This window comes from Pseudomonas sp. D4-21, assembly GCF_051132125.1.
Lineage (GTDB): Bacteria > Pseudomonadota > Gammaproteobacteria > Pseudomonadales > Pseudomonadaceae > Aquipseudomonas.
In genome coordinates, this window is record NZ_CP071664.1 from 2,997,096 (window position 1) to 3,022,269 (window position 25,174).

At 60.4% G+C, this 25,174-nt stretch carries 18 protein-coding genes; 13 read left to right on the forward strand and 5 right to left on the reverse strand.

Translation table 11 applies throughout. The annotated features are described in order from the left end of the window. The 5 genes from J3Q04_RS13365 (at position 1) to J3Q04_RS13385 (ending at position 9,198) form a co-directional block, all read left to right on the forward strand. Positions 1 to 3,180: an efflux RND transporter permease subunit gene (locus J3Q04_RS13365; protein WP_420766874.1), complete on the forward strand. Its 3,180-nt coding sequence runs from the start codon at positions 1 to 3 to the stop codon at positions 3,178 to 3,180. Beyond that, positions 3,177 to 4,601, forward strand: a complete 1,425-nt coding sequence (locus J3Q04_RS13370) for an efflux transporter outer membrane subunit (RefSeq protein WP_434611311.1) — start codon at positions 3,177 to 3,179, stop codon at positions 4,599 to 4,601. The genes J3Q04_RS13365 and J3Q04_RS13370 overlap by 4 nt, the downstream gene beginning before the upstream one ends. Before the next feature lie 213 nt (positions 4,602 to 4,814). Next, the gene (locus tag J3Q04_RS13375) at positions 4,815 to 5,876 is read left to right on the forward strand and encodes a hypothetical protein (protein WP_434674606.1); all 1,062 of its coding nucleotides are present in this window, start codon (positions 4,815 to 4,817) and stop codon (positions 5,874 to 5,876) included. Between the two features lie 152 nt (positions 5,877 to 6,028). Continuing rightward, entirely contained in the window at positions 6,029 to 7,531 is a 1,503-nt protein-coding gene (locus tag J3Q04_RS13380; protein ID WP_434611308.1) for an ATPase domain-containing protein, read from the forward strand. Then, positions 7,528 to 9,198, forward strand: a complete 1,671-nt coding sequence (locus tag J3Q04_RS13385) for a response regulator (protein WP_434611306.1) — start codon at positions 7,528 to 7,530, stop codon at positions 9,196 to 9,198. Before J3Q04_RS13380 ends, J3Q04_RS13385 begins: the two co-directional genes overlap by 4 nt. A 248-nt stretch (positions 9,199 to 9,446) precedes the next feature. Here J3Q04_RS13385 and J3Q04_RS13390 read toward each other — a convergent pair whose 3' ends face one another. From J3Q04_RS13390 to J3Q04_RS13410, 5 genes are read right to left on the reverse strand one after another with little or no spacing between them, the layout of a single operon-like run. Beyond that, complete coding sequence (locus tag J3Q04_RS13390; protein ID WP_030142671.1) at positions 9,447 to 9,824, reverse strand: response regulator; 378 nt, start codon at positions 9,822 to 9,824, stop codon at positions 9,447 to 9,449. Beyond that, on the reverse strand, positions 9,817 to 11,082 hold the full coding sequence (locus tag J3Q04_RS13395) for a hybrid sensor histidine kinase/response regulator (protein ID WP_434611303.1): 1,266 nt from the start codon (positions 11,080 to 11,082) through the stop codon (positions 9,817 to 9,819). The genes J3Q04_RS13390 and J3Q04_RS13395 overlap by 8 nt, the downstream gene beginning before the upstream one ends. Before the next feature lie 5 nt (positions 11,083 to 11,087). Next, on the reverse strand, positions 11,088 to 11,675 hold the full coding sequence (locus J3Q04_RS13400; RefSeq protein ID WP_420766868.1) for a chemotaxis protein CheB: 588 nt from the start codon (positions 11,673 to 11,675) through the stop codon (positions 11,088 to 11,090). Then, positions 11,672 to 12,487, reverse strand: coding sequence for a CheR family methyltransferase (locus tag J3Q04_RS13405; RefSeq protein WP_420766867.1), 816 nt, complete (start codon positions 12,485 to 12,487; stop codon positions 11,672 to 11,674). Before J3Q04_RS13405 ends, J3Q04_RS13400 begins: the two co-directional genes overlap by 4 nt. Beyond that, the gene (locus J3Q04_RS13410; RefSeq protein ID WP_434563934.1) at positions 12,487 to 15,966 is read right to left on the reverse strand and encodes a response regulator; all 3,480 of its coding nucleotides are present in this window, start codon (positions 15,964 to 15,966) and stop codon (positions 12,487 to 12,489) included. Before J3Q04_RS13410 ends, J3Q04_RS13405 begins: the two co-directional genes overlap by 1 nt. A gap of 257 nt (positions 15,967 to 16,223) precedes the next feature. On the opposite strand from J3Q04_RS13410, the gene J3Q04_RS13415 reads away from it, so the two are divergent. The 8 genes from J3Q04_RS13415 (at position 16,224) to J3Q04_RS13450 (ending at position 25,134) form a co-directional block, all read left to right on the forward strand. Beyond that, positions 16,224 to 16,595 (forward strand): response regulator, encoded by a 372-nt coding sequence (locus tag J3Q04_RS13415; protein ID WP_434611299.1) that lies wholly within the window; start codon positions 16,224 to 16,226, stop codon positions 16,593 to 16,595. A gap of 76 nt (positions 16,596 to 16,671) precedes the next feature. Beyond that, entirely contained in the window at positions 16,672 to 17,961 is a 1,290-nt protein-coding gene (locus J3Q04_RS13420; RefSeq protein WP_434611297.1) for a glycosyltransferase, read from the forward strand. Between the two features lie 82 nt (positions 17,962 to 18,043). Beyond that, a complete protein-coding gene (locus J3Q04_RS13425; RefSeq protein WP_434611295.1) occupies positions 18,044 to 18,949 on the forward strand; it encodes an AraC family transcriptional regulator in 906 nt (301 codons plus the stop codon). 295 nt (positions 18,950 to 19,244) lie between these two features. Further along, positions 19,245 to 20,555 (forward strand): ABC transporter substrate-binding protein, encoded by a 1,311-nt coding sequence (locus J3Q04_RS13430; RefSeq protein WP_434611293.1) that lies wholly within the window; start codon positions 19,245 to 19,247, stop codon positions 20,553 to 20,555. 164 nt (positions 20,556 to 20,719) lie between these two features. Further along, positions 20,720 to 21,652, forward strand: coding sequence for a carbohydrate ABC transporter permease (locus J3Q04_RS13435; RefSeq protein ID WP_030142680.1), 933 nt, complete (start codon positions 20,720 to 20,722; stop codon positions 21,650 to 21,652). A gap of 10 nt (positions 21,653 to 21,662) precedes the next feature. Next, positions 21,663 to 22,493, forward strand: a complete 831-nt coding sequence (locus tag J3Q04_RS13440; RefSeq protein ID WP_014338173.1) for a carbohydrate ABC transporter permease — start codon at positions 21,663 to 21,665, stop codon at positions 22,491 to 22,493. 39 nt (positions 22,494 to 22,532) lie between these two features. After that, the gene (locus J3Q04_RS13445; protein WP_434611291.1) at positions 22,533 to 23,636 is read left to right on the forward strand and encodes an ABC transporter ATP-binding protein; all 1,104 of its coding nucleotides are present in this window, start codon (positions 22,533 to 22,535) and stop codon (positions 23,634 to 23,636) included. Between the two features lie 16 nt (positions 23,637 to 23,652). After that, a complete protein-coding gene (locus J3Q04_RS13450) occupies positions 23,653 to 25,134 on the forward strand; it encodes a mannitol dehydrogenase family protein (RefSeq protein ID WP_434611289.1) in 1,482 nt (493 codons plus the stop codon). The last annotated feature ends 40 nt before the right edge of the window (positions 25,135 to 25,174 follow it).

Here is a 25,174-nt window from a genome sequence, read left to right on the forward strand (position 1 = left end):
ATGAAATTTTCCCAGTTCTTCATTTCGCGGCCGATCTTCGCAGCGGTGCTCTCGCTGTTGATTCTGATCGCCGGCGCTATCTCGCTGTTCCAACTGCCGATCAGCGAATATCCGGAAGTCGTGCCGCCTACCGTAGTGGTGCGCGCCAACTTCCCGGGCGCCAACCCCAAGGTCATCGGCGAAACCGTCGCCGCGCCCCTGGAACAAGCCATCACCGGCGTCGAGAACATGCTGTACATGTCCTCGCAATCCACCGCCGACGGCAAGATCACCCTGACCATCACCTTCGCTCTGGGCACCGACCTGGATAACGCGCAGGTGCAGGTGCAGAACCGTGTCACCCGCACCGAGCCCAAGCTGCCGGAGGAAGTGACCCGCATCGGCATCACGGTGGACAAGGCGTCGCCCGACCTGACGATGGTCGTGCACTTGACCTCGCCGGACAAACGCTACGACATGCTCTACCTGTCCAACTACGCCTTGCTCAACATCAAGGACGAGTTGGCGCGCCTGGGTGGCGTGGGTGATGTGCAGCTGTTCGGCATGGGTGACTATTCCCTGCGGGTCTGGCTGGACCCGAACAAGACCGCTTCGCGCAACCTGACCGCCACCGACGTGGTGACCGCGATTCGTGAGCAGAACCGCCAGGTCGCTGCCGGTGCCCTGGGTGCGCCGCCGGCACCGAATGCCCAGGCCTTCCAGCTCTCGATCAATACCCAAGGCCGCCTGGTCAATGAGGAAGAATTCGAGAACATCATCATTCGTTCCGGCGCCAACGGTGAAATCACTCGCCTGAAGGACATCGCTCGGGTGGAGCTGGGCTCCAGCCAATACGCCCTGCGCTCGCTGCTGGACAATCAGCCGGCGGTGGCAATCCCGATCTTCCAGCGTCCTGGCTCCAATGCCATCCAGATCTCCAACGATGTTCGGGAGAAAATGGACGAGCTGAAGAAAGGCTTCCCGGCCGGCATGGACTACAGCATTGTCTATGACCCGACGATCTTCGTCCGTGGCTCCATCGAAGCGGTGGTGCATACCCTGTTCGAAGCGCTGATCCTCGTGGTGCTGGTGGTCATCCTGTTCCTACAGACCTGGCGCGCCTCGATCATCCCATTGGTGGCCGTACCGGTTTCGCTGATCGGTACCTTCGCGGTCATGCACCTGTTCGGATTCTCCCTCAACGCCCTTTCGCTGTTCGGCCTGGTGTTGGCCATCGGTATCGTGGTGGACGACGCCATCGTGGTGGTGGAGAACGTCGAGCGGAACATCGAACTGGGCCTCACCCCCGTGGAGGCGACAAAGCGCGCCATGGGCGAAGTGACCGGCCCGATCATCGCCACCGCCCTGGTGCTCTGCGCGGTCTTCGTTCCTGCGGCGTTCATCAGCGGCCTGACCGGTCAGTTCTATAAGCAGTTCGCCCTGACCATTGCGATCTCCACGGTGATCTCGGCGATCAACTCGTTGACCCTGTCGCCGGCCCTGGCCGCAGTTTTGCTCAAGGGGCATGACGCACCCAAGGACCGTTTCTCCAGATTCCTGGACCGGGTCTTTGGTGGCTGGCTGTTCCGTCCGTTCAACCGCTTCTTCGAACGTGCCAGCCATGGCTACGTGGGTACTGTCGCTCGGGTGATCCGCAGCAGCGGGATTGCCCTGATCGTCTACGCAGGCTTGATGGTATTGACCTTCTTCGGCTTCTCCAACACGCCGACCGGTTTCGTGCCTGGCCAGGACAAGCAATACCTGGTGGCCTTCGCCCAACTGCCGGACGCCGCGAGCCTGGACCGCACCGAAGATGTGATCAAGCGCATGTCCGACCTGGCCCTCAAGCAGCCTGGCGTGGAAAGCGCCGTGGCCTTCCCTGGTCTGTCGATCAACGGCTTCACCAACAGCCCGAACGCCGGCATCGTGTTCGTGACCCTCAAGCCTTTCGACGAGCGCAAGGACCCGAGCATGTCGGCCGGCGCCATCGCCGGTGCCTTGAACGGCCAGTACTCGGAAATCCAGGAAGCCTACATGGCGATCTTCCCGCCCCCGCCGGTGCAAGGCCTGGGCACGATCGGTGGTTTCCGCCTGCAAATCGAAGACCGGGGCAACCTGGGCTACGACGAGCTGTACAAAGAAACCATGAACATCATCGCCAAGAGCCACAACGTGCCGGAACTGGCCGGATTGTTCACCAGCTACACCGTGAACGTACCCCAGGTCGATGCCGCCATCGACCGTGAAAAGGCCAAGACCCACGGCGTGGCCGTCAGCGACATCTTCGACACCCTCCAGATCTACCTGGGTTCGCTGTATGCCAACGACTTCAACCGTTTCGGCCGCACCTACCAGGTCAATGTCCAGGCCGAGCAGCAGTTCCGTCTCGAATCGGACCAGATCGGCCAACTGAAGGTGCGCAACAACCGTGGCGAGATGATCCCGCTGGCGACCTTCATCAAGGTCAGCGACACCTCGGGGCCTGACCGCGTGATGCACTACAACGGCTTCATCACCGCTGAAATCAACGGCGCCGCCGCCCCTGGCTACAGCTCCGGCCAGGCCGAGAAAGCCATCGAGAAACTGCTCAATGACGAACTGCCCAATGGCATGACCTACGAGTGGACCGACCTGACGTACCAGCAGATCCTCTCGGGCAACACTGCGCTGTTCGTGTTCCCGCTCTGCGTATTGCTGGCGTTCCTGGTGCTCGCCGCGCAATACGAAAGTTGGAGCCTGCCATTGGCGGTAATCCTGATCGTACCGATGACGCTGCTGTCGGCAATTACCGGGGTAATTCTGTCCGGTGGCGACAACAACATCTTCACCCAGATTGGCTTGATCGTATTGGTAGGACTTGCCTGTAAGAACGCGATTCTGATCGTCGAGTTCGCCAAGGATAAACAGCTCGAAGGCATGAGCCCGCTGGCGGCGGTCCTCGAAGCGTGCCGCCTGCGTCTGCGGCCGATCCTGATGACCTCCTTCGCCTTCATCATGGGCGTGGTTCCCCTGGTGTTCTCCAGCGGCGCCGGTGCGGAAATGCGTCACGCCATGGGTGTGGCGGTGTTCTCGGGCATGCTCGGCGTGACCTTCTTCGGCCTGCTGCTCACCCCGGTGTTCTACGTACTGATCCGTAATTTCGTCGAGCGCAGCGAGGCCCGCAAAGCGGCCCGGGCCCTGAAACTGGAGGCGCAACAATGAGTTTGAAAGCGTTCCTGCCGAGCCTGCTGATGCTTGCACTGAGTGCCTGCGCCGTAGGCCCGGACTACAAGGCACCGCAAACGGAGGCGGCGAATATCACCACCGCCACCGACGGCGCCGCCGGCCAGAAGAACTTCGACCGCGCCCGCTTCGAAGGCGTCTGGTGGCAGCAGTTCGACGATCCGACCCTCAACTCGCTGGTGACGCGTTCTCTGGAAGGCAACCGGGAATTGCGCGTGGCCTTCGCCCGCCTGCGGGCTGCCCGGGCGATTCGCGACGACGCCAGCAATGACGCCATGCCGACCATCACCAGCCGCGCCAGCAGCGAACTGGGCAAAGGCCAGAACCCGATGGGGCAGACGGACGATCGGGTCAACTCCGAGCGTTATGACCTGGGCCTGGACATGGCCTGGGAGTTGGACCTGTTCGGACGCATCCAGCGCAACCTGGAAGCGACCGATGCCGACCAGCAGGCCGTCGAAGCCGATCTCTACCAACTGCAGGTGACCATAATCGCCGAGCTGGTGGACGCCTACGGCCAACTGCGTGGCGCGCAGCTTCGGGAGAAAATCGCCCTGGCCAACCTGGAGAACCAGCAGGCGTCCCGCAAGATCACCGAAAGCCTGCGTGATGCCGGCGTCGGCGATCAGCTCGACGTGGTGCGTGCCGACGCTCGTTTGGCCGCGGTGGAAGCCAGCGTGCCGCAACTGCAGGCCGAACAGGCGCGTCAGCGCAACCGCATTGCGACATTGCTGGGCGAGCGCCCGGACAAGCTGAGCGTGGACTTGAGTCCTAAACAGCTGCCAGCCATTGCCAAGGCTCTGCCGATTGGCGATCCGGGCCAATTGTTGCAACGCCGTCCCGATATCCTCAGCGCCGAGCGTCAACTGGCAGCCGCCACGGCGCGCATCGGCGTGGCCAAGGCCGACCTGTTCCCTAGGGTCAGTCTGAGCGGTTTCCTCGGGTTTACCGCCGGACGTGGTTCGCAGATCGGCTCCTCGGCCGCCAACGCCTGGGCGCTGGGCCCGAGCATTACCTGGGCCGCTTTTGACCTGGGCAGCGTGCGGGCTCGCTTACGCGGCGCCAGCGCCGACGCCGACGGAGCACTGGCGAACTATGAACAACAAGTGCTGCTGGCCTTGGAAGAGTCGGAAAACGCCTTCAGTGATTACGGCAAACGCCAACAGCGCCTGATCTCGCTGATCCGCCAGAGCGAATCGAGCCGCGCGGCCGCCGACCTGGCCGAAATCCGCTACCGCGAAGGCACTGAGGATTTCCTCGTGTTGCTCGACGCCCAGCGTGAACGCCTGGCGGCCGAAGACAGCCAGGCCCAGGCCGAAGTGGACCTGTATCGCGGCATCGTCGCGATCTACAAGGCCCTGGGCGGCGGCTGGCAACCGGAAACCGTCGCCAGCAACTGACACCCTTCCCAACCGAGCTCCTTTGGTTGGCCGCAACCAACCAATTGTTTGCCCCGCGCCTCATTCGGACGCGGGGCTTTTTTATGGATGTCAGAATCCATTGTGGGAGCAGGCTCGCACCCGCGGGTCCCTCACCGCGATTACAGGTTTGACTCAAACGCGGACCTGACCGAAGCTTGCGGCATTTCACGCTCCTGGTTATGGATTACCTGCATGTCTTCGTCTCGCCGCTACCTGCTGTTCACGCTTGCGGTTGTCTTGGCAATCGGTCTCGTCGCGATATGGCTGCGCAATGCCCCACCGCAGATTCCCGAGGCCATCAAGCGTGGTTACAGCGAAGCATTGGAAAGCGCCCGCAACGGACAGCCAGGGGCGGCGCGGATGCTTTACCAGCAACTGGGACGCCCGGACCTCTCCCCCAAGCGCCGGGTATGGCTGCACGGCGAACTGCCCAACTATCCAAGCCCCCAAGCGTTGAAACTGGCGCAGGCGGATTTGCACAGCGAATCGCCGCAGGTCCGCCGCGCGGCGATCGGCAGCATCGTCGGGCTGGTGCCGAACGCCCAGCGCAGCCTGCTGCTCGGCCCGCTCCTGGATGAAAACGACCCGGATGTCCGGTTCGCCGCCGTAAATGCATTGCTGGGGCTGTCACCCGATGAACTTGGGCTGTATTTCGGTGCGATGCAGATCGCCGTCGATACCTGGAAGCAGTCGTTGAACGACAGCCCACCCTCCCCCGAATCCCTCTTTCAGCTTGCCCGGCTGTACAGGCATGACGCCGAACTGGAAAAAGCCCAACAGGCATTGGAGCATCTTCTGCGCCTGCAACCCGACAACCTGCCGGCGCTGGTCATGCAGGTCGATGTGCTGGATAAACAAGGCCAGGGAGAAGCCGCCCGCCAGTTGCTCGCTCGGCAGTTGCAAGCGCAGCCGGCATCGGCTTATCTGCAACATGCGCTGGGCATGTGGCTGTTGCAGCACGGCCAGAGTGAATACGCGGTGCTAGGCTTGGCGAAAGCGGTGGCGGTGGAATTGGAGCCTGATAACCGGCAATACCGTTTTGATCTGGCGACTACGCTGCATGAAGAGCAGGAAGTGGAAGCGGCGCAGAAACAGTTGCAGGAAATCGTCCAGCGCTACCCCGCCGACCGCAACGCCCGGGTGTTGCTGATCAACTATTGGAAGGAGACCGGTCAGTTGCAGCATGTCCAGGTGCTGTTGGCCCAGCTGGAACAACTGAACCCCGACGACCCGGCAATACAACAAGGTTTATAGGGCAATAGGCGTATACCGAAAGTTGTGCAACAGTACGCGTTTTGTCAAAGGAAGCGGAACCGCCATGACTGCCGAAGGTCAAGTGTTCAGGCAGTTCATTTCAGGCGCTAACCCGCCAGCTGCCTACTTCCCTAGTCATGAGAGGGTTATTTTTGATTACATCTAACGAGTTGATCAGCGCAAAAGCCGCCACCGGTATCGAAGGGCTGGACGACGTCCTTTCCGGTGGTTTGTCCCGAGGCCATGTGTTCCTACTGGAGGGAGAACCGGGCACTGGCAAAACCACGGTCGCGTTGCACTTCCTGCTAGCCGGCGCAAAGGCCGGCGAGCGCTCGTTGTACATCACGCTATCGGAAACCGAGCGTGAACTGCGCCAGGGCGCAGCCTCCCATGGCTGGACCCTGGATGAAAACATCCATATCTTCGAATTGACCCCGCCCGAGAGCCTGCTCAATGCCGAGCACCAGCAAAGCCTGCTGTACTCCTCGGACCTGGAGCTGGGCGAAGCGACCCGGCAGATCTTCGAAGTGGTCGAGCGCGTCAAGCCGACCCGCGTCGTGCTGGACAGTCTCTCGGAGATCCGCCTCCTGGCGCAGAGTTCCCTGCGCTATCGCCGGCAGATCCTGGCGATCAAGCACTATTTCGTGCGCTACGACGCTACGGTAGTGCTCTTGGATGACCTGACCACCGAGTCTCTGGACAAGACCGTACACAGTGTCGCCCACGGCGTTATCCGCCTTGAAGAACTGACCCCCAGCTACGGTGCCGAGCGGCGTCGGCTGCGGGTGGTCAAGTACCGTGGGCAGAAATACCGTGGCGGCTACCACGACTTCACCATCATGGGCGATGGCGTGCATGTATTCCCTCGCCTGGTGGCCGCCGAACACCGTGGCCAGTACGTGCGCCAGCAACTGTCCAGTGGCATCAAGGAAATGGACGCCCTGCTGGGGGGCGGCATCGAGACCGGCTCCAGCACGCTGATTCTTGGCCCGGCGGGTACCGGCAAATCCTTGATTTCCTTGATTTTCGCGGCGGCAGCGGTGCATCGCGGCGAAAAAGCCGCACTGTTCATTTTCGATGAAGAGCTGGGGCTGCTGTTCGAGCGCATGAAGCACATCGGCATCGACCTGCTGGAACTGCAAAATACCGGCAATCTGCTGATCGAACAGGTCGATGCGGCCGAGCTTTCGCCCGGCGAGTTTTCCCACCGGGTACGCCGTTGCGTCAACGAAGGCGACATCAAGACCGTGGTCATCGACAGCATCAATGGCTATCAGGCCGCCATGCCCGAAGAAAACGCCTTGGTTCTGCACATGCACGAGCTGTTGCTCTACCTCAACCGCAAAGGCGCGGCGACGTTCATGACCGTCGCCCAACACGGCCTGGTGGGGGACATGCAAGCGCCGGTGGACATCACCTACCTGGCCGACACCGTCATCCTATTGCGTTATTTCGAGGCGCTGGGCAAGGTTCGCCGGGCCATTTCCATCATCAAGAAACGCACCGGCAGCCATGAATCCACCATCCGCGAATACCGCATCAACAAGCAGGGCATGACCATCGGTGAACCGCTGGAAGCGTTCCAAGGCGTATTGCGCGGAGTGCCAACCTATATGGGAGCGGGAAACCCGTTGCTTGAGGATGATCCCCAGTGACGTCGGGCGAGCCACTGTCCGAGCGGGCGCTGATTCTCGCGCCCCTGGGACGGGACAGCCAGATTGCCCTGATGATTCTCAACGAGGCCGGCTTTAATGGCCTTGTATGCAGTCATCTGGGTCATTTGTGTGAAGAGTTGGAACACGGGGCGGGCCTGCTGGTGATTTCCTCGGAAGCGCTGGTAGGGCCCGACCTGGAGAACCTGCTCCAATACATCGAGCAGCAACCGGCATGGTCCGACCTGCCCATCGTCCTGCTGACGCACCACGGGGGGCCGGAGCACAACCCAGTCGCACGTATCGGCACACAACTGGGCAATGTGACCTTCCTGGAGCGGCCGTTCCACCCGGTGACGCTCGTCAGCCTGGTGACCACCGCCCTGCGCGGCCGCCGAAGGCAATACGAAGCCCGGGACCGCCTGATCGACCTGAGCACCAGCGAACAACGCCTACAGAACACCTTGGAAACGCTGGAACAGCAAGTCGAGGAGCGTACCGCCCAACTGCGTCACAACGAGGAAGCCCTGCGCCAATCGCAGAAAATGGAGGCGGTCGGCCAGCTCACCGGCGGCATCGCCCACGACTTCAACAACATGCTCACCGGCATCATCGGCAGCCTCGAACTGCTGCGTCGACGCCTGGCGCGAGGTCGCACCGAAGATCTCGACAGCCTGATAGACCTGGGCGTGACCTCGGCTAATCGCGCCGCGGGCCTGACCCACCGGCTGCTGGCCTTCTCCCGCCGCCAGTCGCTGGATTCCAAGGCCGTGCAGATGAATACCCTGGTGCTGTCAATGGGCGAACTGCTTCAGCGCAGCCTCAACGAAAGCATCGCCCTGGAAATGCGCCTCGACGAACACCTATGGATCGCCGAAGCCGACCCCAACCAACTGGAGAGCGCCCTGCTCAACCTGGTCCTCAACGCCCGCGATGCCATGCCCGGCGGCGGCAAGCTGGTGGTACAGACCTTCAATAAATACCTGGACACCGGTTTTACCGACGCCTACAGCAACCTCGAGCCCGGCGACTATGTGGTGTTGAGCGTTCAGGACACCGGTTGCGGCATGCCCGAAGCGGTGATGCATCGCGCGTTCGACCCCTTCTTCACCACCAAGCCCATCGGCCAGGGCACGGGCCTTGGGCTTTCGATGATCTATGGGTTCAGCAAGCAGTCACGCGGACACGTGACCATCAACAGCGAGGTCGGCAACGGCACCACCGTGAATCTCTACCTGCCGCGCTTCATCGGCGAAGAAATGCACGAACCGCAAGTCGTCGTCCCACAGGCGCCTTATGCGCAAGATGGCGAAACCGTATTGATCGTTGAAGACGACCCAGCGGTGCGGGTCCTGGTCAGCGCGGTGCTCAGCGAATTGGGCTACGCCTTCGTCGAGGCCGGCGACGCCAACGGCGCGGTGCCGATCCTGCAATCGAACCAGCGCATCGACCTGCTGATCAGCGACGTGGGGCTCCCCGGCATGAACGGAAGACAACTGGCCGAAATAGGCCGCCAGATCCGCCCTGACCTCAAGGTATTGTTCATCACTGGCTACGCTGAACACGCGGCGGTGCGCGGTGGTTTTCTTGACCCGGGCATGCAAATGATCACCAAGCCGTTTACCTTTGATTTGTTGACGGCGAAGGTGCGGGAGATGATCAAGGTTTGAGGCGTGGCACCGCTTTTGATTTTGATCTTGATCTTGATCTTAACGCCCCGTTAACCACGCTGGCCTGCGTGAGGGCACACCGAGCCTCGGCGAGGTGCCGAGTGGTGGGGCGAAGCCTTTTTTGCTTGCTTTTTTTGGCGTCTGAAAAAAAGTAAGCCGCCGTAAGGGCGGAACCTCCAGCAGCAATTACCACAGAAACGGATATGTACCCAATCAGCCGTATACCCCAGTCAACCGCAGAAACAAAACTAAGACAACATCCCCTGCATAATCCCCTGCAACACATCCAAATCAAACGGTTTATCCAAAATCGGCGCCTTGCGGGTAATGGGGCTATCCGTCTCGCGCACTTCCTGGGCGTAGCCACTGATGAAAATAACCTTCAGGTCCGGACGCAACCTCACCGCCGGCTCAGCGATCTGCACCCCGGAAATACCCCCGGGCAGACGGAAGTCGGTAATCATCATGTCCAGATGAGGCTTGCTCGCCAGGATCTCGAACGCCTGCTCGCCGTTTTCAGCCTGCAGCACCCGATACCCCTCCCCGGAAAGATAGGCCGACAGCACCATCAGGATCGAAGGGTCATCCTCGACGATCAATACAACGTCTTGCGCATCTTCACTCATGAGAAGCCTTTGTTGAATCAATAGCTGCTGATACGACCCTGGGGTCGCTCAGAGGTTGCGTCCGTTCGCCAGTTTTCTGAAAAGGCAGACAAACGCGAAACAACGCCCCTTCGTTGAGGCGGCTGTTGACCGTGATGATGCCGCCGTGGGCGGTGACGATCTGCTCGGAAATGAACAGCCCAAGGCCCAGGCCGGCGGCGGCGGCCTTGGACGACACCCGTTCGAATTGCTGAAAAATACGCTTCTGGTTCTCTTCGCTGATCCCGATCCCGTGGTCCTGGACCTCGATACAGGCATGCTCCGACGTCTGGTAAACGCGCACCTCAATCGGGCTCTTGCAGCCATAGCGCAACGCGTTCGTCAGCAGGTTCGAAACCACCTGCTCGATACGAAACTCATCCCAATGCCCTTCCACCGAAGGTTCGGCGGTACAAGTCACGGTGCATTCGGCGGCACTGATCTGTGGTTGAAAGTTGTGCAGCAGGTTTTGAACCAGCGCCGTCAGATTGAAACGGGTCGGACGGATGGACAACTTGCCGGTGCGGATCCGCGATACGTCCAGCATGTCCTCGATCAAACGGATCAAGCTCTTTATCTGGCGTTCGTCGCGCTCGACCATCGCCTTCACTTTATCCAGGGTGAAGGCGGCGGCGTTGTCCCGCGCCAAGTGCATTTTACGCAACTGCGTTTCCAGGATCAGGCCGTTGAGTGGCGTGCGGACTTCGTGGGCGACGATCGACATGAAGTCATCGCGCATGCGCACGGCCTGCTCCAGCTCGCCGCGAGTGGCTTGCAATTGCTCAAGCAACAGCTCTTGCTCCCGGCGGCTCTGCTCCAGGGCAAGCACTTGCTCCTTCATCGCCTTTCGCTGGCGATAAAGTTCGACGAACACATTGACCTTGCTTTTGACCGCATGGGTATCCAGCGGCTTGTGCAGGAAGTCCACCGCGCCGTTTTCGTAGCCGGTGAACGCGTAGTTGCGCTCCCGGCCGGCCGCGCTGACAAAGATGATCGGGATACTGCGGGTCTTTTCCGTGCCGCGCATCAACTCGGCCAGTTCGAAACCGTTCATGCCCGGCATCTGCACATCGATGATCGCCAAGGCAAAATCATGTTGCAAAAGCAGCGACAGCGCTTCGTCCGCCGACAAGGCCTTGAACACCTCGCGGTCATCGCGCTGGATCAGCGCTTCCAGGGCCAACAGATTCTCAGGCAGATCGTCGACGATCAGCAGTTTGGCTTGAATATCTCTTGGCATTTAGTTCATTCCAGCCCGGCCAGCAATTGGCCGATGCCCTGCAAAGTTAGGATATGGTCAGGCTCGTGCAAGCTAAGGGCCGCTTCAGGCATGGTGCAAACCTGCGCCTCCTTCGGGTCCTGGACGACCGTGATGCCGCCCAGCGCCTTGACCCTGGCCAAGCCTAGGGCGCCATCACTGTTGGCGCCGGTCAATACCACCGCCAGCAGACGAGGGCCATAGACATCGGCGGCTGACTCGAACAGCACGTCGATCGACGGCCGCGAATGGTGAACCGGCTCTTCGAGGCTCAGCGACAGGCTACGGTCGGCCTCGATCGAGAGGTGATAACCAGGGGTTGCAACGTACAAGGTGCCCGGAAGGATGTCTTGCTTGTCGCGGGCTTCTTCAACGGGTATCGCCAGGCGATGACGCAATACCTGGGCTAACTGACTGTCCCGCTCATCGGGCAAATGCAACACCACCAGCACAGGCAGGCTGAAGCCTTTGCGCAAGTGGCTGAAAATCTTGAGCAACGCTTCGACGCCGCCGGCGGATGCGCCGACGACGACTGCTTCGATCAAGTGGCTGGATCTGTCCGTCAGTGGATTCATAACTTGCGATAGATCCGTTCCTGTTTGACCAGCGGTTCGAACTGCGCACTGAACGCCGAAAAATCCAGCGTCTCCTTGCTCCCCAACACCAGGAACCCACGGTGGCAAAGGGACTCATGAAACAACCCGAAAGCGCGATCTTGCAGCTTTTTATTGAAATAGATCAATACGTTACGACATGAAACTAATTGGGTTTCTGAAAATACGCTATCGGTTGCCAGGCTGTGGTCGGCAAAGGTCACATGCTTGCACAAGGTCTTGTCGAACATCGCGTAATCGTAGGCGGCCGTATAGTAGTCGGCAAACGAACGCTTACCGCCGGCGAGCTGGTAATTCTGGGTGTAGGCCCGGACATTTTCCAGGGAAAAGATGCCCTGCTTGGCTTTTTCCAGGGAGCGCGGGTTGATGTCCGTGGCGTAAATGAACGTACGATCCAGCAACCCCTCTTCTCTTAGCAGGATGGCCATGGAATAGACCTCCTCCCCTGTGCTGCAACCGGCGATCCAGATCTTGATCGACGGGTAGGTCTTGAGCAGCGGCACCACTTCCTCGCGGATGGCAAGGAAATGCGCAGGATCGCGAAACATCTCACTGACAGGGATCGTCAGCAACTGCAGCAGTTGCATGAATGCGCCAGGGTCGTGCAACACACGTTCCTGCAAGGCCGATATGGTCTTGCATTCGAATTGGTTCAACGCATGCAGCACCCGGCGCTTGATGGAAGCGCCGGAGTAGTCGCGAAAGTCGTAGCTGTACTTCAAGTAGATCGCTTCGATCAACAAACGAAGCTCAATGTCTGTGTTTCGTTCCACTAGATTCTTTCCATATTCGGCAACCACACGCGAATCAGTGAGAACAGGCGATCCAGGTCAATCGGCTTGGCCAGGTAATCGTTGGAGCCCGCCGCCAGGCAACGCTCCTGATCATCCTTCATGGCCTTGGCGGTCACGGCGATAATCGGCAATTTGCGCCAGCGGGGGTCCTTGCGGATCAGCGTGGTCGCTTCGAAGCCATCCATCTCGGGCATCATCACATCCATCAGCACCAGGTCGATGTCTTCCACTTCATTCAAACGATCAATCGCCTCATACCCATTGCGCCCGATCACCACGATCGCCCCCTTGGCCTCCAGGGCGCTGGTCAGAGCGAAGATATTGCGCACATCGTCGTCCACCAACAGCACCTTGCGGCCTTCGAAGACCTTGTCGCGGCTGCGGGCGGTCTGGAGCATGCGCTGTCGTTCATGGGACAACCGGGATTCGACTTTGTGCAGAAAGAGAGTGACTTCGTCCAACAGGCGTTCCGGCGAGCGGGCGCCCTTGATGATGATCGAGCGTGAATATTTGCGCAGCTCGGCTTCCTCATCCCGCGTCAGGTTACGCCCGGTGTAGACGATCACTGGCGGGAATGAACAGATCTCTTCGCTGGACATGCGCTTGAGCAAGTCATTGCCCAGCATGTCCGGCAGCTTGAGGTCGATGATCATGCAGTCGTAGACGTTATTGCGCAGCAGGTCCAGGGCTTGCTGCGCCAGGCCTACGGCGGTGATCTCGATGTCGTCGTCGCCGATCAGACGGGTAATGCTGTCGCGCTGCAAGTCATCGTCTTCGACCAACAGCACGCGTTTGACCTTCTGGGTCAGCTTGGCCTCCAGTCGCGCGAAGACGTCCTTGAGCTCCTCCCGGGTGGTCGGTTTGACGGCGTAACCGATGGCGCCCATGTGCATCGCCGCTTCGACGCGGTCTTCGACGGAGATGACGTGCACCGGGATGTGGCGGGTCTGGGCCTGTTCCTTCAGGCGTTGCAAAACGGTAAGCCCGGAGTGATCCGGAAGGCGCATGTCCAGCAGAATGGCATCGGGACTCAGTTGCAGGGCCAGATCAAAGCCTTCGTCGGCGCCATGGGCCACCAGGCACTGGTAGCCCAGCTCATGGGCGAGGTCGAACAGGATGCGGGCAAACTTGGGTTCGTCCTCGATGACCAGGATGCAACGGGAATCGAACGGCGCCTTGTCCCGGTCGTCGGCGAATTGCGGGAGGGGTGCGTCCACCTCGGCAATCAGCGGCACGGGTGCCGGCGCACGGGTCGTTGCAGGCACGGTTGCGGTCGGGGTAAAGGTCACTGGATTCACCGGATTTTCCCCGGGCTCGACGTAACGCTCCGGCAAGACCAGCGTAAAGACACTGCCCTGCCCTGGCTCGCTGGTCACCGAGATCGAACCGCCCAGCAAGGTCGCCAGGTCTCGGGAGATCGACAGCCCCAGCCCGGTGCCGCCATAGCGGCGGTTGGTGGTGCCATCGGCCTGGCGGAACGCCTCGAAGATACTCTGTTGCTGATCGGCGGCGATGCCGATGCCCGAATCACGCACCATGAAGGCAATGCCCGAGCCCGGCTGGCCGGTTACGGACACCTGGACGGAACCCCGTTCGGTGAACTTCACCGCGTTGGACAGCAGGTTCTTGAGTATCTGTTCGAGGCGCTGGCGGTCGGTGTACAGCATCGACGGCGCGTCCGGCAGCAACTGCACCTCGAAGTCCAGTCCCTTTTCAGCCGTCAACGGCTTGAACGTATCCTGGAGCCCTTCCACCAAACGCGCCACGCTGGTGTTTTCCGGCCGCACTTCCAGCTTGCCGGCCTCGACCTTGGAAATGTCGAGGATGTCATTGATCAGGTTCAGCAAGTCATTGCCGGCGGAGTAGATCGACTCGGCAAACTTCACCTGTTCATCGCTGAGGTTATTGTGAGGGTTCTCCGCCAGCAATTTGGACAGGATCAGCGAACTGTTGAGCGGTGTGCGCAGCTCATGGGACATGTTGGCCAGGAACTCGGACTTGTACTTGCTCGAACGCTGCAATTCTTCGGCGCGTTCCTGCAATTGGATCTGGGCCAGGTTCAGCTCGCTGTTCTTCTGGTCCATGGCGTCGCGCTGCTCGGCCAGCTGTTCGTTGGTCTGCTCCAGTTCCTGTTGCTGGGCTTCCAGGTGGGCCTGGGATTCCTTCAGGATGCGCGACTGTTCTTCCAGCTCTTCGTTGGCGGTCTTGAGCTCTTCCTGCTGCACTTGCAACTCTTCGTTCAACTGCTGGGTTTCGGCCAGCACTTCTTGCAAGCGTTGACGATAGCGGGCCGCTTCGATGGACGTGCCGATGTTCCCGGCCACCAGCTCCAGCAGCTCGATGTCGCGCGCGGTCAACGGCCGCAGGAAGCCCAGTTCAACGACACCATTGATGCGGTCATCGTCACGGGTCGGCACCACCAGCACGCAGTTGGGCAGTCCCTCGCCGAGCCCGGAGCTGACCTTGAGATAATCCTGGGGCACATCGTCCAGCCGGATAAGACGCCCCTGCCGCACGGCCTGCCCGGCGATGCCCTCGCCATCGATGATGACCTGCTGGAGTTCGTCATCCTCCTTGGACATGCCATAGGTGGCGATACGCCGTAGCGTGCCGTTTTCTTCCCGTGCATAAAGGGCGGCGACCACGGTGCCCAGGTACTGGGCACAAAACTGCAAGATGTTGCGCCCCAGCAGATTCAAGCTCAACTGACCGAGGACCTGTTCCGCCAACTGGGTCTGGCCATTGCGCAACCAGGCCTGTTTCTCCAGGTGCAAGGCACTCTCCTGCTGGACTTTCAGGCTGGCGCTGTAGTTGCCAGACAGAGTCAGCAGATCCCGACGGCCAACATAGGCCAGCAGCCCACTGACTGCGGCGACGAACAGCAGATACAGAGCGATGCTCCAGACCGTGGTGGTGCGCACCTGTTCGTTACGTTCGGCGCGCAGTTGTTGCTCGGTCTCGACGACATCCTCGAAGGTCTTGCGTATTTCGTCGGTCAACCGCTTGCCCCGCCCGGCCTTGAGCGCACCGCGATAGTCGCCGCCGCTGCGATGAAGATCGATCATGCCTTGGGCGTAATTGGCCCATTCCACCTGGAGTGCCTCGATCCGGCGCAAGCGGTCGGTCTGTACCGGATTATCGGCTGTCAGTTCCAACAATGTGTCCAGTGCCACCGCAATCCGGGGCTTGGCCACTTCATAGGGGTCGAGGAAGTGCTCGTCGCCACTCAGCAGGAACCCGCGCATGCCTGTTTCCAGGTCAACGCTCAGCTTCAGCGCTTCGTTGGCGTTATTGATCACCCGGTCGGTGTGCCCGACCCATTGGATCACCGAGAGAAGGTAGGTGATCAGCACGATGAAAAACACCGCGCTGAGCGCACCGATACCCAAGGGGAGGCTGATGTTACGGCTCAGAAGCTTGCGAAAACTTTGTTCGTCGACCGAAGACGAAGGAGTCATGGAAAAGGCCTTGGTGAGCAGTTGAAAATCATGGAGTTTGCCCAAAAATACGGACTGGATCCACATTTCTGACGATTCAAGGTCGCAAATCCAAGGCGCTGTACCCCGGTTGTAAGGATGCGACTATCCTTGTCAGCTCTTGTACTATAGATCCTTTCTTGTACAGCTTCGGGAACTTGTGCCGCCTCTCGACTTACTCATGCATTACGGCCGGTTATTACCAAGCCCTTACGATTCCACCTTCCGAGAAGTCCATTATGTCCGTCCCTGCCCCTGTCACCCCTCCCACCATCCTGGTCGTCGAAGACGACAACATCGTGCGCATGTTGATTGTCGACGTGCTGGAGGAACTGGAATACGAGGTATTGGAGGCAGAAGGTGGCGAAGAGGCGCTTAAGCTCCTGGAGCAGAAGGACCGTTCCATTGACCTGATGATGACGGATGTCAGCATGCTGCCCATGGACGGTCGCGAGTTGGCAACAAAAGCACGCGAAGTGCGCCCCGGACTCCCCATCCTGTTCGCCAGCGGCTACGCCGAAAGCATCGACGTGCCAGAAGGCATGAGCGTCATCGGCAAACCCTTCTCCATCGATCAATTGCGCGACAAGGTCCAAAAGATTCTTTCTTGAGCGCGGACGCATTGTTGGTCACTATCGGCGCCCCGCGCGCCGACTGCGCCTGAAAATGCTCCAAGGATTGCCCGTCATGCCTCACCCCACCACCAAAGTCCTGGTTATCGGCTACGTCTGGCCCGAGCCACGCTCATCGGCGGCCGGCGGGCATGTCATGCAACTGCTCGAAGCCTTTCTCGAACAAGGCTGGGACATCACCTTCAGCAGCCCCGCCAGACCCGGTGAGAACCGCGCCGACCTGATTGGCCTGGGCATCCGGGAAGTACCGATCGAGCTCAATAGCAGCAGTTTTGATGTGTTTATCAGTGAGCTGGCGCCGGATATCGTCCTGTTCGACCAATTCATGATGGAAGAGCAGTTTGGCTGGCGGGTCGAAAAGCACTGCCCCGACGCCCTGCGCGTGCTCGAAACCTCGGATCTGCAAAGCCTGCGTCATGCACGGCATCAGCGCCTGAAAGACCGCTTGAAGTCCGATGAGTCCTCCCAGGACTTCAGCGACCTGTTCGCCCCGGCCTTGCGCGAGGAATTCGAGCTGATGGCGGACACTGACATGGCAAGGCGGGAAATTGCAGCCCTCTTGCGTTGCGACCTGAACCTGATGGTATCTGAGTTCGAGATCGAGCTGCTGGTGGAACACTTCAAGGTGCCCCGCGAGCTGTTGCTCTGGTGCCCCTTGATGCTGGACTTGCCGACCGAGCCGTTCGTGCCCTTCGAAGACCGAGCGCATTTTCTCAGCATCGGCAATTTCCGCCACGCACCGAACTGGGACGCCGTGCTCTGGATGAAAAACGCCATATGGCCACTGATTCGCCAACGATTGCCGGGTGCGCAGCTGCATCTCTACGGGGCTTACACCCCGCCCAAGGCAGCGGCACTGCATAATCCAGCCCAAGGGTTTCATATCATGAACTGGGCCGAGGACGCCTTGCAGGTCATGTCCGCGGCACGTATCTGCCTGGCGCCGCTGCGTTTCGGCGCCGGCATCAAGGGCAAGCTGATCGAAGCCATGCTATGCGGCACGCCCAGTATCACCACGCCCATAGGTGCCGAAGCCATGCACGGCGGCATGCCCTGGCCCGGGGTGATCGCGCAAAGCGCCGAGGCCATCGCCGAAGCCGCCGTACAGCTGTATACCGACCAGGCGCGCTGGACCCATGCCCAGGGGGCCGGGTTGGCCTTGCTCGCGGAACGTTTTCGTAGGCAGGTCCACGGCCCTGCCTTGATTGACAGTATCAATGCCTGCCGCGTCGACCTTGCGCGGCGCCGTCGGGACAATTTCACCGGCAGCATGCTGCGCCACCACCAGCACAAGAGCACCCAGTACATGTCCCAATGGATCGAGGAAAAGAACCGCAACAGCTGACTCAATCGTCGCTCCGAGGGCTGGAACCCGGGCGGCGAAGGGGGCATTATCCAGCGGCGATAACAACAAAAGCGCCAAAGCCATGACCCGCACAGCCAGAGTCACCGACCCTTCCTATGAGTTGATGGACGACCACAACGGGCTGTCCATCATCTACCGCCAGCACGGTTTTCCCTGTCCGCTGGTGCGCTGGCATTTCCACAAGGAATACGAGCTGCACCTGATCGTCGCCAGCTCGGGCAAGGTTTTCATTGGCGATTACATCGGCAATTTCTCCCCGCAATCGCTGTTCCTCACCGGCCCCAACCTGCCCCATAACTGGATCAGCCAGGTCGCGGAGGACGAAGTGGTGGCCAAGCGCGACATGCTGGTGAATTTCACCGATGAGCTGTTTGAAAGTGGACACCAGGTATTTACCGAACTCAAGACGCTCGCGCCGCTGCTGGAACGCGCTCAACACGGCATCGAGTTTCGCTGCAAGCGCACCGTCCGCGAGGCCATGACCTTGATGCAGCGCATCGCCGATGCGCAGGGCATGAGCCGGCTCGGCTACTTTTTCATCCTGATGGAGCTGTTGGCCAGCTGCGATGACTATCAATTGCTCTCCGGCGCCACCGCCCCACAAGCGGCTGATGAGCACAGCATCGACCGCACCAACCGCGCGGTGGACTATATTTTTGCCCACTACTCCCGGGAATTGCCCCTGGAAGAAGTGGCCGAGCACCTGGGGATGAAACCCACCTATTTCAGCCGGGTGTTCAAGCAAGCCACCGGGCGTTGCTTCATCGAGTTCGTCAATCGGCTGCGCATCAGCAAATCCTGCGAGCTGCTCGCCGACGGCGACAAGCCGGTGACGGATGTGTGCTTTGAGTCGGGCTTTAACAATATTTCCAACTTCAACCGACGCTTCCAGCAACTCAAGGGCATGACGCCTTCCCATTATCGGCGGCTGGCGGTGCAGCGGTTGACCGAGCAGAACCAGGGCTGAATTTTCACCGCCCCCCCGTGGCGAGGGAGCTTGCTCCCGCTGGGCCGGGCTAGCGCTCCAGCGCGAAGCGGCCACAAAATGGGGCTGCTGCGCAGCCCAGCGGGAGCAAGCTCCCTCGCCACAGGTTTTTCGCGAATTTCACTCAGTGCAAAAAAGTATCAGTAAAAGTGCGACGGATGATTTGTCATGCCGTCCATTGAGGGCTGTAATCAGCGCACATTCTTCCTCTCATCCGGAAGACACAAAAACAATAACTGTCCTTCTGCAGCCCGTGGGCGCGGAAAAGGAGTGCGCGATGAAACCTTCGGTAAAAGCTCTGCTTGTCTCCACCTGCATGACCCTCAGCAGCGTCAGTTTCGGCGCACAAACCCTGACCATTGCCACCGTCAACAACAGCGACATGATCCGCATGCAAAAGCTTTCGAAGACCTTCGAGGCCGAGCACCCGGACATCAAGCTGAACTGGGTGGTGCTTGAAGAAAACGTCCTGCGCCAGCGCCTGACCACCGACATCGCCACCCAGGGCGGTCAGTTCGACGTGCTGACCATTGGCATGTACGAAGCCGCACTCTGGGGCGCCAAAGGCTGGTTGGAACCGATGAAAGACCTGCCGGCCGCCTATGACCTGGACGACATTTTCCCGTCCGTGCGCGATGGCTTGTCGGTAAAGGGTTCGCTATACGCCCTGCCGTTCTATGCCGAAAGCTCGATCACTTACTACCGCACGGACCTGCTCAAGGACGCCGGGCTGACCATGCCCGAGCACCCGACCTGGACCCAGATCGGAGAGTTCGCGCAAAAACTCACCGACAAATCCAAGGAACAATATGGCCTGTGCCTGCGGGGCAAGGCCGGTTGGGGCGAGAACATGGCGCTGATCACGACCCTGGCCAACGGCTTTGGCGCGCGCTGGTTCGATGAGAAGTGGCAGCCGCAATTCAATGGACCCGAGTGGAAGGATGCCCTGAACTTCTACGTCGACAACATGAAGAAATCCGGCCCGCCGGGCGCTTCCAGCAACGGTTTCAACGAAAACCTGGCCCTGTTCAACAGCGGCAAGTGCGCGGTCTGGGTCGATGCCAGCGTCGCGGGCTCGTTCGTGACCGACAAGACCCAGAGCAAGGTGGCCGATCACGTAGGCTTCACCTTCGCGCCCCACGAGAAAACCGAAAAAGGCACCTCGTGGATGTACTCCTGGTCGCTGGCGATCCCGGCCAGTTCCAAAGCCAAGGAAGCCGCCAAAGTGTTTACGACTTGGGCAACGTCCAAGGAGTACGGCCAGTTGGTCGCCAAGACTGATGGCATTGCCAACGTACCACCGGGCACCCGCGCCTCCACTTACAGCGACGAGTACATGAAGGCCGCGCCGTTTGCCAAGGTAACGCTGGAATCGTTGAAAGTCGCCGACCCGAAAGCCCCCACCCTCAAGCCTGTGCCCTACATCGGCATCCAGTTGGTCACCATTCCCGAGTTCCAGGCCATCGGCACCCAGGTAGGCAAGTTCTTCTCGGGCGCACTGACCGGCCAGCAAACCGTGGACCAGGCGTTGACCGCCGCGCAATCCACCACCGAACGCGAGATGAAGCGCGCCGGGTATCCCAAGTAAAGGCCTGTAGGTATCCATTTGTGGCGAGGGAGCTTGCTCCCGCTGGCGGGCGAAGCCCGCCCTGGCGATCTGAAAGATTGCCTATCGATATGGGCCCGCTACGCGGTCCAGCGGGAGCAAGCTCCCTCGCCACAGGGAAACGCGTCGCATAAGAGTAAGCACTCATGAATACCTCAACAACGACAGTCAAAGCCCCCATCGAAATAGCCCCGCCGGCCCGCAAGATCCGCCTGGCCAACCCCGGCTGGTTCCTGGTCAGCCCTTCGGTCGCCTTGTTGCTGCTGTGGATGATTGTGCCCCTGGGCATGACCGTCTACTTCTCGATGATCCGCTACAACCTGCTGTACCCCGGCGAAAACGAATTCGTCGGGCTGGAAAACTTCACCTATTTCCTGACCGACTCGGGCTTCATGCCCGGCGCCACCAATACCCTGTTGCTGGTGGGCAGCGTGCTGTTGATCAGTATCGTCCTCGGGGTGTTGATCAGCGCGTTGCTGGAGGCCAGCGAGTTTTTTGGGCGCGGCATCGTCCGCGTGCTGCTGATCTCGCCGTTCTTCATCATGCCCACGGTCGGTGCGCTGATTTGGAAAAATCTGATTTTCCATCCAGTCTCCGGGATCCTCGCTTCGGTGTGGAAGCTCTTCGGCGCCCAACCGGTGGATTGGCTGGCGCACTACCCGCTGCTGTCGATCATCATCATCGTCAGCTGGCAATGGCTGCCCTTCGCGATCCTGATCCTGATGACCGCCATGCAGTCCCTGGACCAGGAACAGAAAGAAGCTGCCCGCCTGGACGGCGCCGGCCCCATCGCGATTTTCTGGCACTTGACCCTGCCACACCTGGCCCGCCCGATTGCCGTGGTGGTGATGATCGAAACCATTTTCCTGCTGTCGGTGTTCGCCGAGATCTTCACCACCACCAACGGTGGCCCTGGTTATGCCTCGACCAACCTTGCGTACCTGATCTACAACCAGGCACTGGTGCAGTTCGACGTCGGCATGGCGTCGGCCGGTGGGCTGATTGCCGTGGTCATCGCCAACATCGCCGCCATCATCCTGGTCCGGATGATCGGCAAAAACCTCACCGACAAGCATTGAGGCCGTCGCCATGACTCTTCAACAATCCCGTCGACTGCAAAGCCTGCTGTTGGGCACGTTGGCCTGGGCCATCGCGATCCTGATCTTTTTCCCGATCTTCTGGATGGTGTTGACCAGCTTCAAGACCGAAATCGACGCCTTCGCCACGCCGCCGCAGTTCATCTTCGCGCCGACGCTGGAGAACTACCTGCACATCAACGAGCGCAGCAACTACTTCAGCTTCGCCTGGAACTCGGTGGTGATCTCCTTCAGCGCCACTGCTCTTTGCCTGCTGATCGCGGTGCCGGCGGCCTACTCCATGGCGTTCTACGAAACCCAGCGCACCAAAGGCACGCTGCTGTGGATGCTTTCCACCAAGATGCTGCCGCCGGTAGGCGTACTGATGCCGATCTACCTGCTGGCCAAGCAATTTGGCCTGCTGGACACGCGCCTTGCGCTGATCATCATCTACACGCTGATCAACCTGCCGATCGTGGTCTGGATGATTTACACCTATTTCAAGGACATCCCTCGCGACATCCTCGAAGCCGCGCGGCTGGACGGCGCCACCTTGTGGCAGGAAATGGTTCGTGTGCTGCTGCCCATCGCCAAGGGCGGGTTGGCGTCTACCGTGCTGCTGTCGCTGATCCTGTGCTGGAACGAGGCGTTCTGGTCGCTGAACCTCACCTCGTCCAAAGCGGCGCCGCTGACTGCCTTGATCGCCTCTTACTCCAGCCCGGAAGGCCTGTTCTGGGCCAAATTGTCCGCCGTCTCGACCCTGGCCTGCGCGCCGATCCTGATCTTCGGCTGGATCAGCCAGAAACAATTGGTGCGCGGCTTGTCCTTCGGCGCGGTGAAATAACGCGCCTTACACAGTTATCAGAAGTGGAGGCCCATCATCATGGCCAACCTGAAAATCAAGAATCTGCAAAAAGGCTTCGAAGGTTTCTCCATCATCAAGGGCATCGACCTTGAAGTGAACGACCGCGAGTTCGTGGTGTTCGTCGGCCCGTCGGGCTGCGGCAAGTCCACGCTGCTGCGGTTGATCGCCGGCCTTGAAGAAGTCAGCGACGGCACCATCGAACTGGACGGCCGCGACATCACTGAAGTCAGCCCGGCCAAGCGCGACCTGGCGATGGTGTTCCAGACCTACGCCCTTTACCCGCACATGAGCGTGCGCAAGAACATGTCCTTCGCCCTGGACTTGGCCGGCGTGCCCAAGGCCGACGTCGAGAAGAAAGTCAACGAAGCGGCGCGCATCCTCGAACTGGGGCCGATGTTGGAGCGCAAGCCCAAGCAACTGTCCGGTGGACAGCGCCAGCGCGTGGCGATCGGCCGGGCCATCGTGCGCAATCCGAAGATTTTTCTGTTCGACGAACCTCTGTCCAACCTCGACGCCGCCCTGCGGGTGCAGATGCGTTTGGAATTGGCGCGTCTGCACAAGGAACTGCAAGCGACGATGATCTACGTGACCCACGACCAGGTCGAAGCCATGACTCTGGCCGACAAGGTCGTCGTGCTCAACAGCGGGCGCGTCGAGCAGGTGGGCTCGCCTCTGGAGCTGTACCATCAGCCGGCGAACCTGTTCGTCGCCGGCTTCCTCGGAACGCCGAAGATGGGCTTCCTCAAGGGCAAGGTCACCGGCCTGGACGACCAGGGTTGTGAAGTGCTGCTGGACGCCGGCACTCGCATCAGCCTGCCGCGAATTGGCTCGAACTTGAGCATCGGCGGCGCGGTAACCCTGGGGATTCGCCCGGAGCACCTTAACCTGGCCCAGCCGGGCGATTGCACGCTGCGGGTGACCGCCGATGTCAGCGAGCGCCTGGGCAGCGACACCTTCTGTCACGTCATCACCGCTTCCGGCGAAGCCCTGACCATGCGCGTGCGCGGTGACCTGGCGAGCCGATTCGGCGAGCAACTGGACCTGCACCTGGACGCCGAACACTGCCACTTATTCGATGCCGAGGGCGTAGCGGTTTCCCGCGCGCTGCGCGCTGCCGCCTGATTGCCGAGATTTTGCGATGAAACTCAACCGACAGAACCTGCACAACCTCAACGCAGAGGTCGTCCTGCCCGCTTATAACCTGGACGACCGGCGCCAAGGCATCGCCCACATCGGTGTCGGTGGCTTCCACCGTGCGCACCAGGCGTATTACACCGATGCATTGATGAACACCGGCGAAGGCCTCGACTGGGCCATTTGCGGCGTAGGCCTGCGCCCCGAAGATCGCCGCGCCCGGGACGACCTGGCCGGCCAGGATTTCCTGTTCACCCTCTATGAACTGGGCGACACCGACGACACCGAAGTCCGGGTGATCGGTGCCATCACCGACATGCTGCTGGCCGAAGACAGCGCCCAGGCATTGATCGACAAGCTGGCCGACCCGCAGATCCGCATCGTCTCGCTGACCATCACCGAAGGTGGCTACTGCATCGACGACAGCAACGGCGAGTTCATGGCCCACCTGCCGCAGATCCAGCACGACCTGGCCCACCCCGACGCGCCGAAGACCGTGTTTGGATTTCTGTGCGCAGCCCTGGCCAAGCGCCGCGCCGAGGGGACGCCGGCGTTTACCTTGATGTCTTGCGATAACCTGCCCCACAACGGCGCGGTGACGCGCAATGCGCTGCTGGCCTTCGCCGCGCTGCGTGATCCGGCGCTGGGGCAATGGATTGACTGCAACGTGAGTTTCCCCAACGCCATGGTCGACCGCATCACCCCGATGACCAGTGGCGCCCACCGCTTGCAGCTGCATGACGAGCATGGCATCGATGACGCTTGGCCGGTGGTATGCGAGCCGTTCGTGCAGTGGGTATTGGAAGACAAGTTCGTCAACGGTCGCCCGGCCTGGGAGAATGTCGGCGTGCAATTTACCGACGACGTTTCGCCTTACGAAGAAATGAAGATCAAGCTGCTCAACGGCAGCCATCTCGCCCTGACCTACCTGGGTTTCCTCAAGGGTTATCGCTTCGTCCACGAAACCATGAACGACCCGTTGTTCGTGCGCTACATCCGCGCCTACATGGACTTTGACGTCACGCCCCAACTGGCGCCCGTACCCGGCATCGATCTGACGCTGTACAAGGACACCCTGGTGGAGCGCTTCTCCAACCAGGCCATCGCCGACCAACTGGAACGGGTGTGTTCGGATGGCTCGTCGAAATTTCCGAAGTTCACCGTACCGACCCTCAATCGCCTGATTGCCGACGGCGGCGAGACCCGCCGCGCGGCGTTGGTGGTGGCGGCCTGGGCGGTGTATCTGAAGGGTGTGGACGAAAATGGCGCGGTCTATTCAATTCCCGACCCTCGCGCGGCTTTCTGCCAGGCGCTGGTGGCTGACGATGCCCTGGTGACCCAGCGGATGTTGGAAGTAGAAGAAATCTTCGGCACGGCTATACCTCGCTCACCTGAATTCGTGGCAGCCTTCGAATGGTGTTGCAACAGCTTGCGCGAGCATGGGGTAACGCGGACGCTTGAGCGAGTGCTGGCGGATCAAGACTAGGTACGGCCCGCCTTTCGTGGCGAGGGAGCTTGCTCCCTCG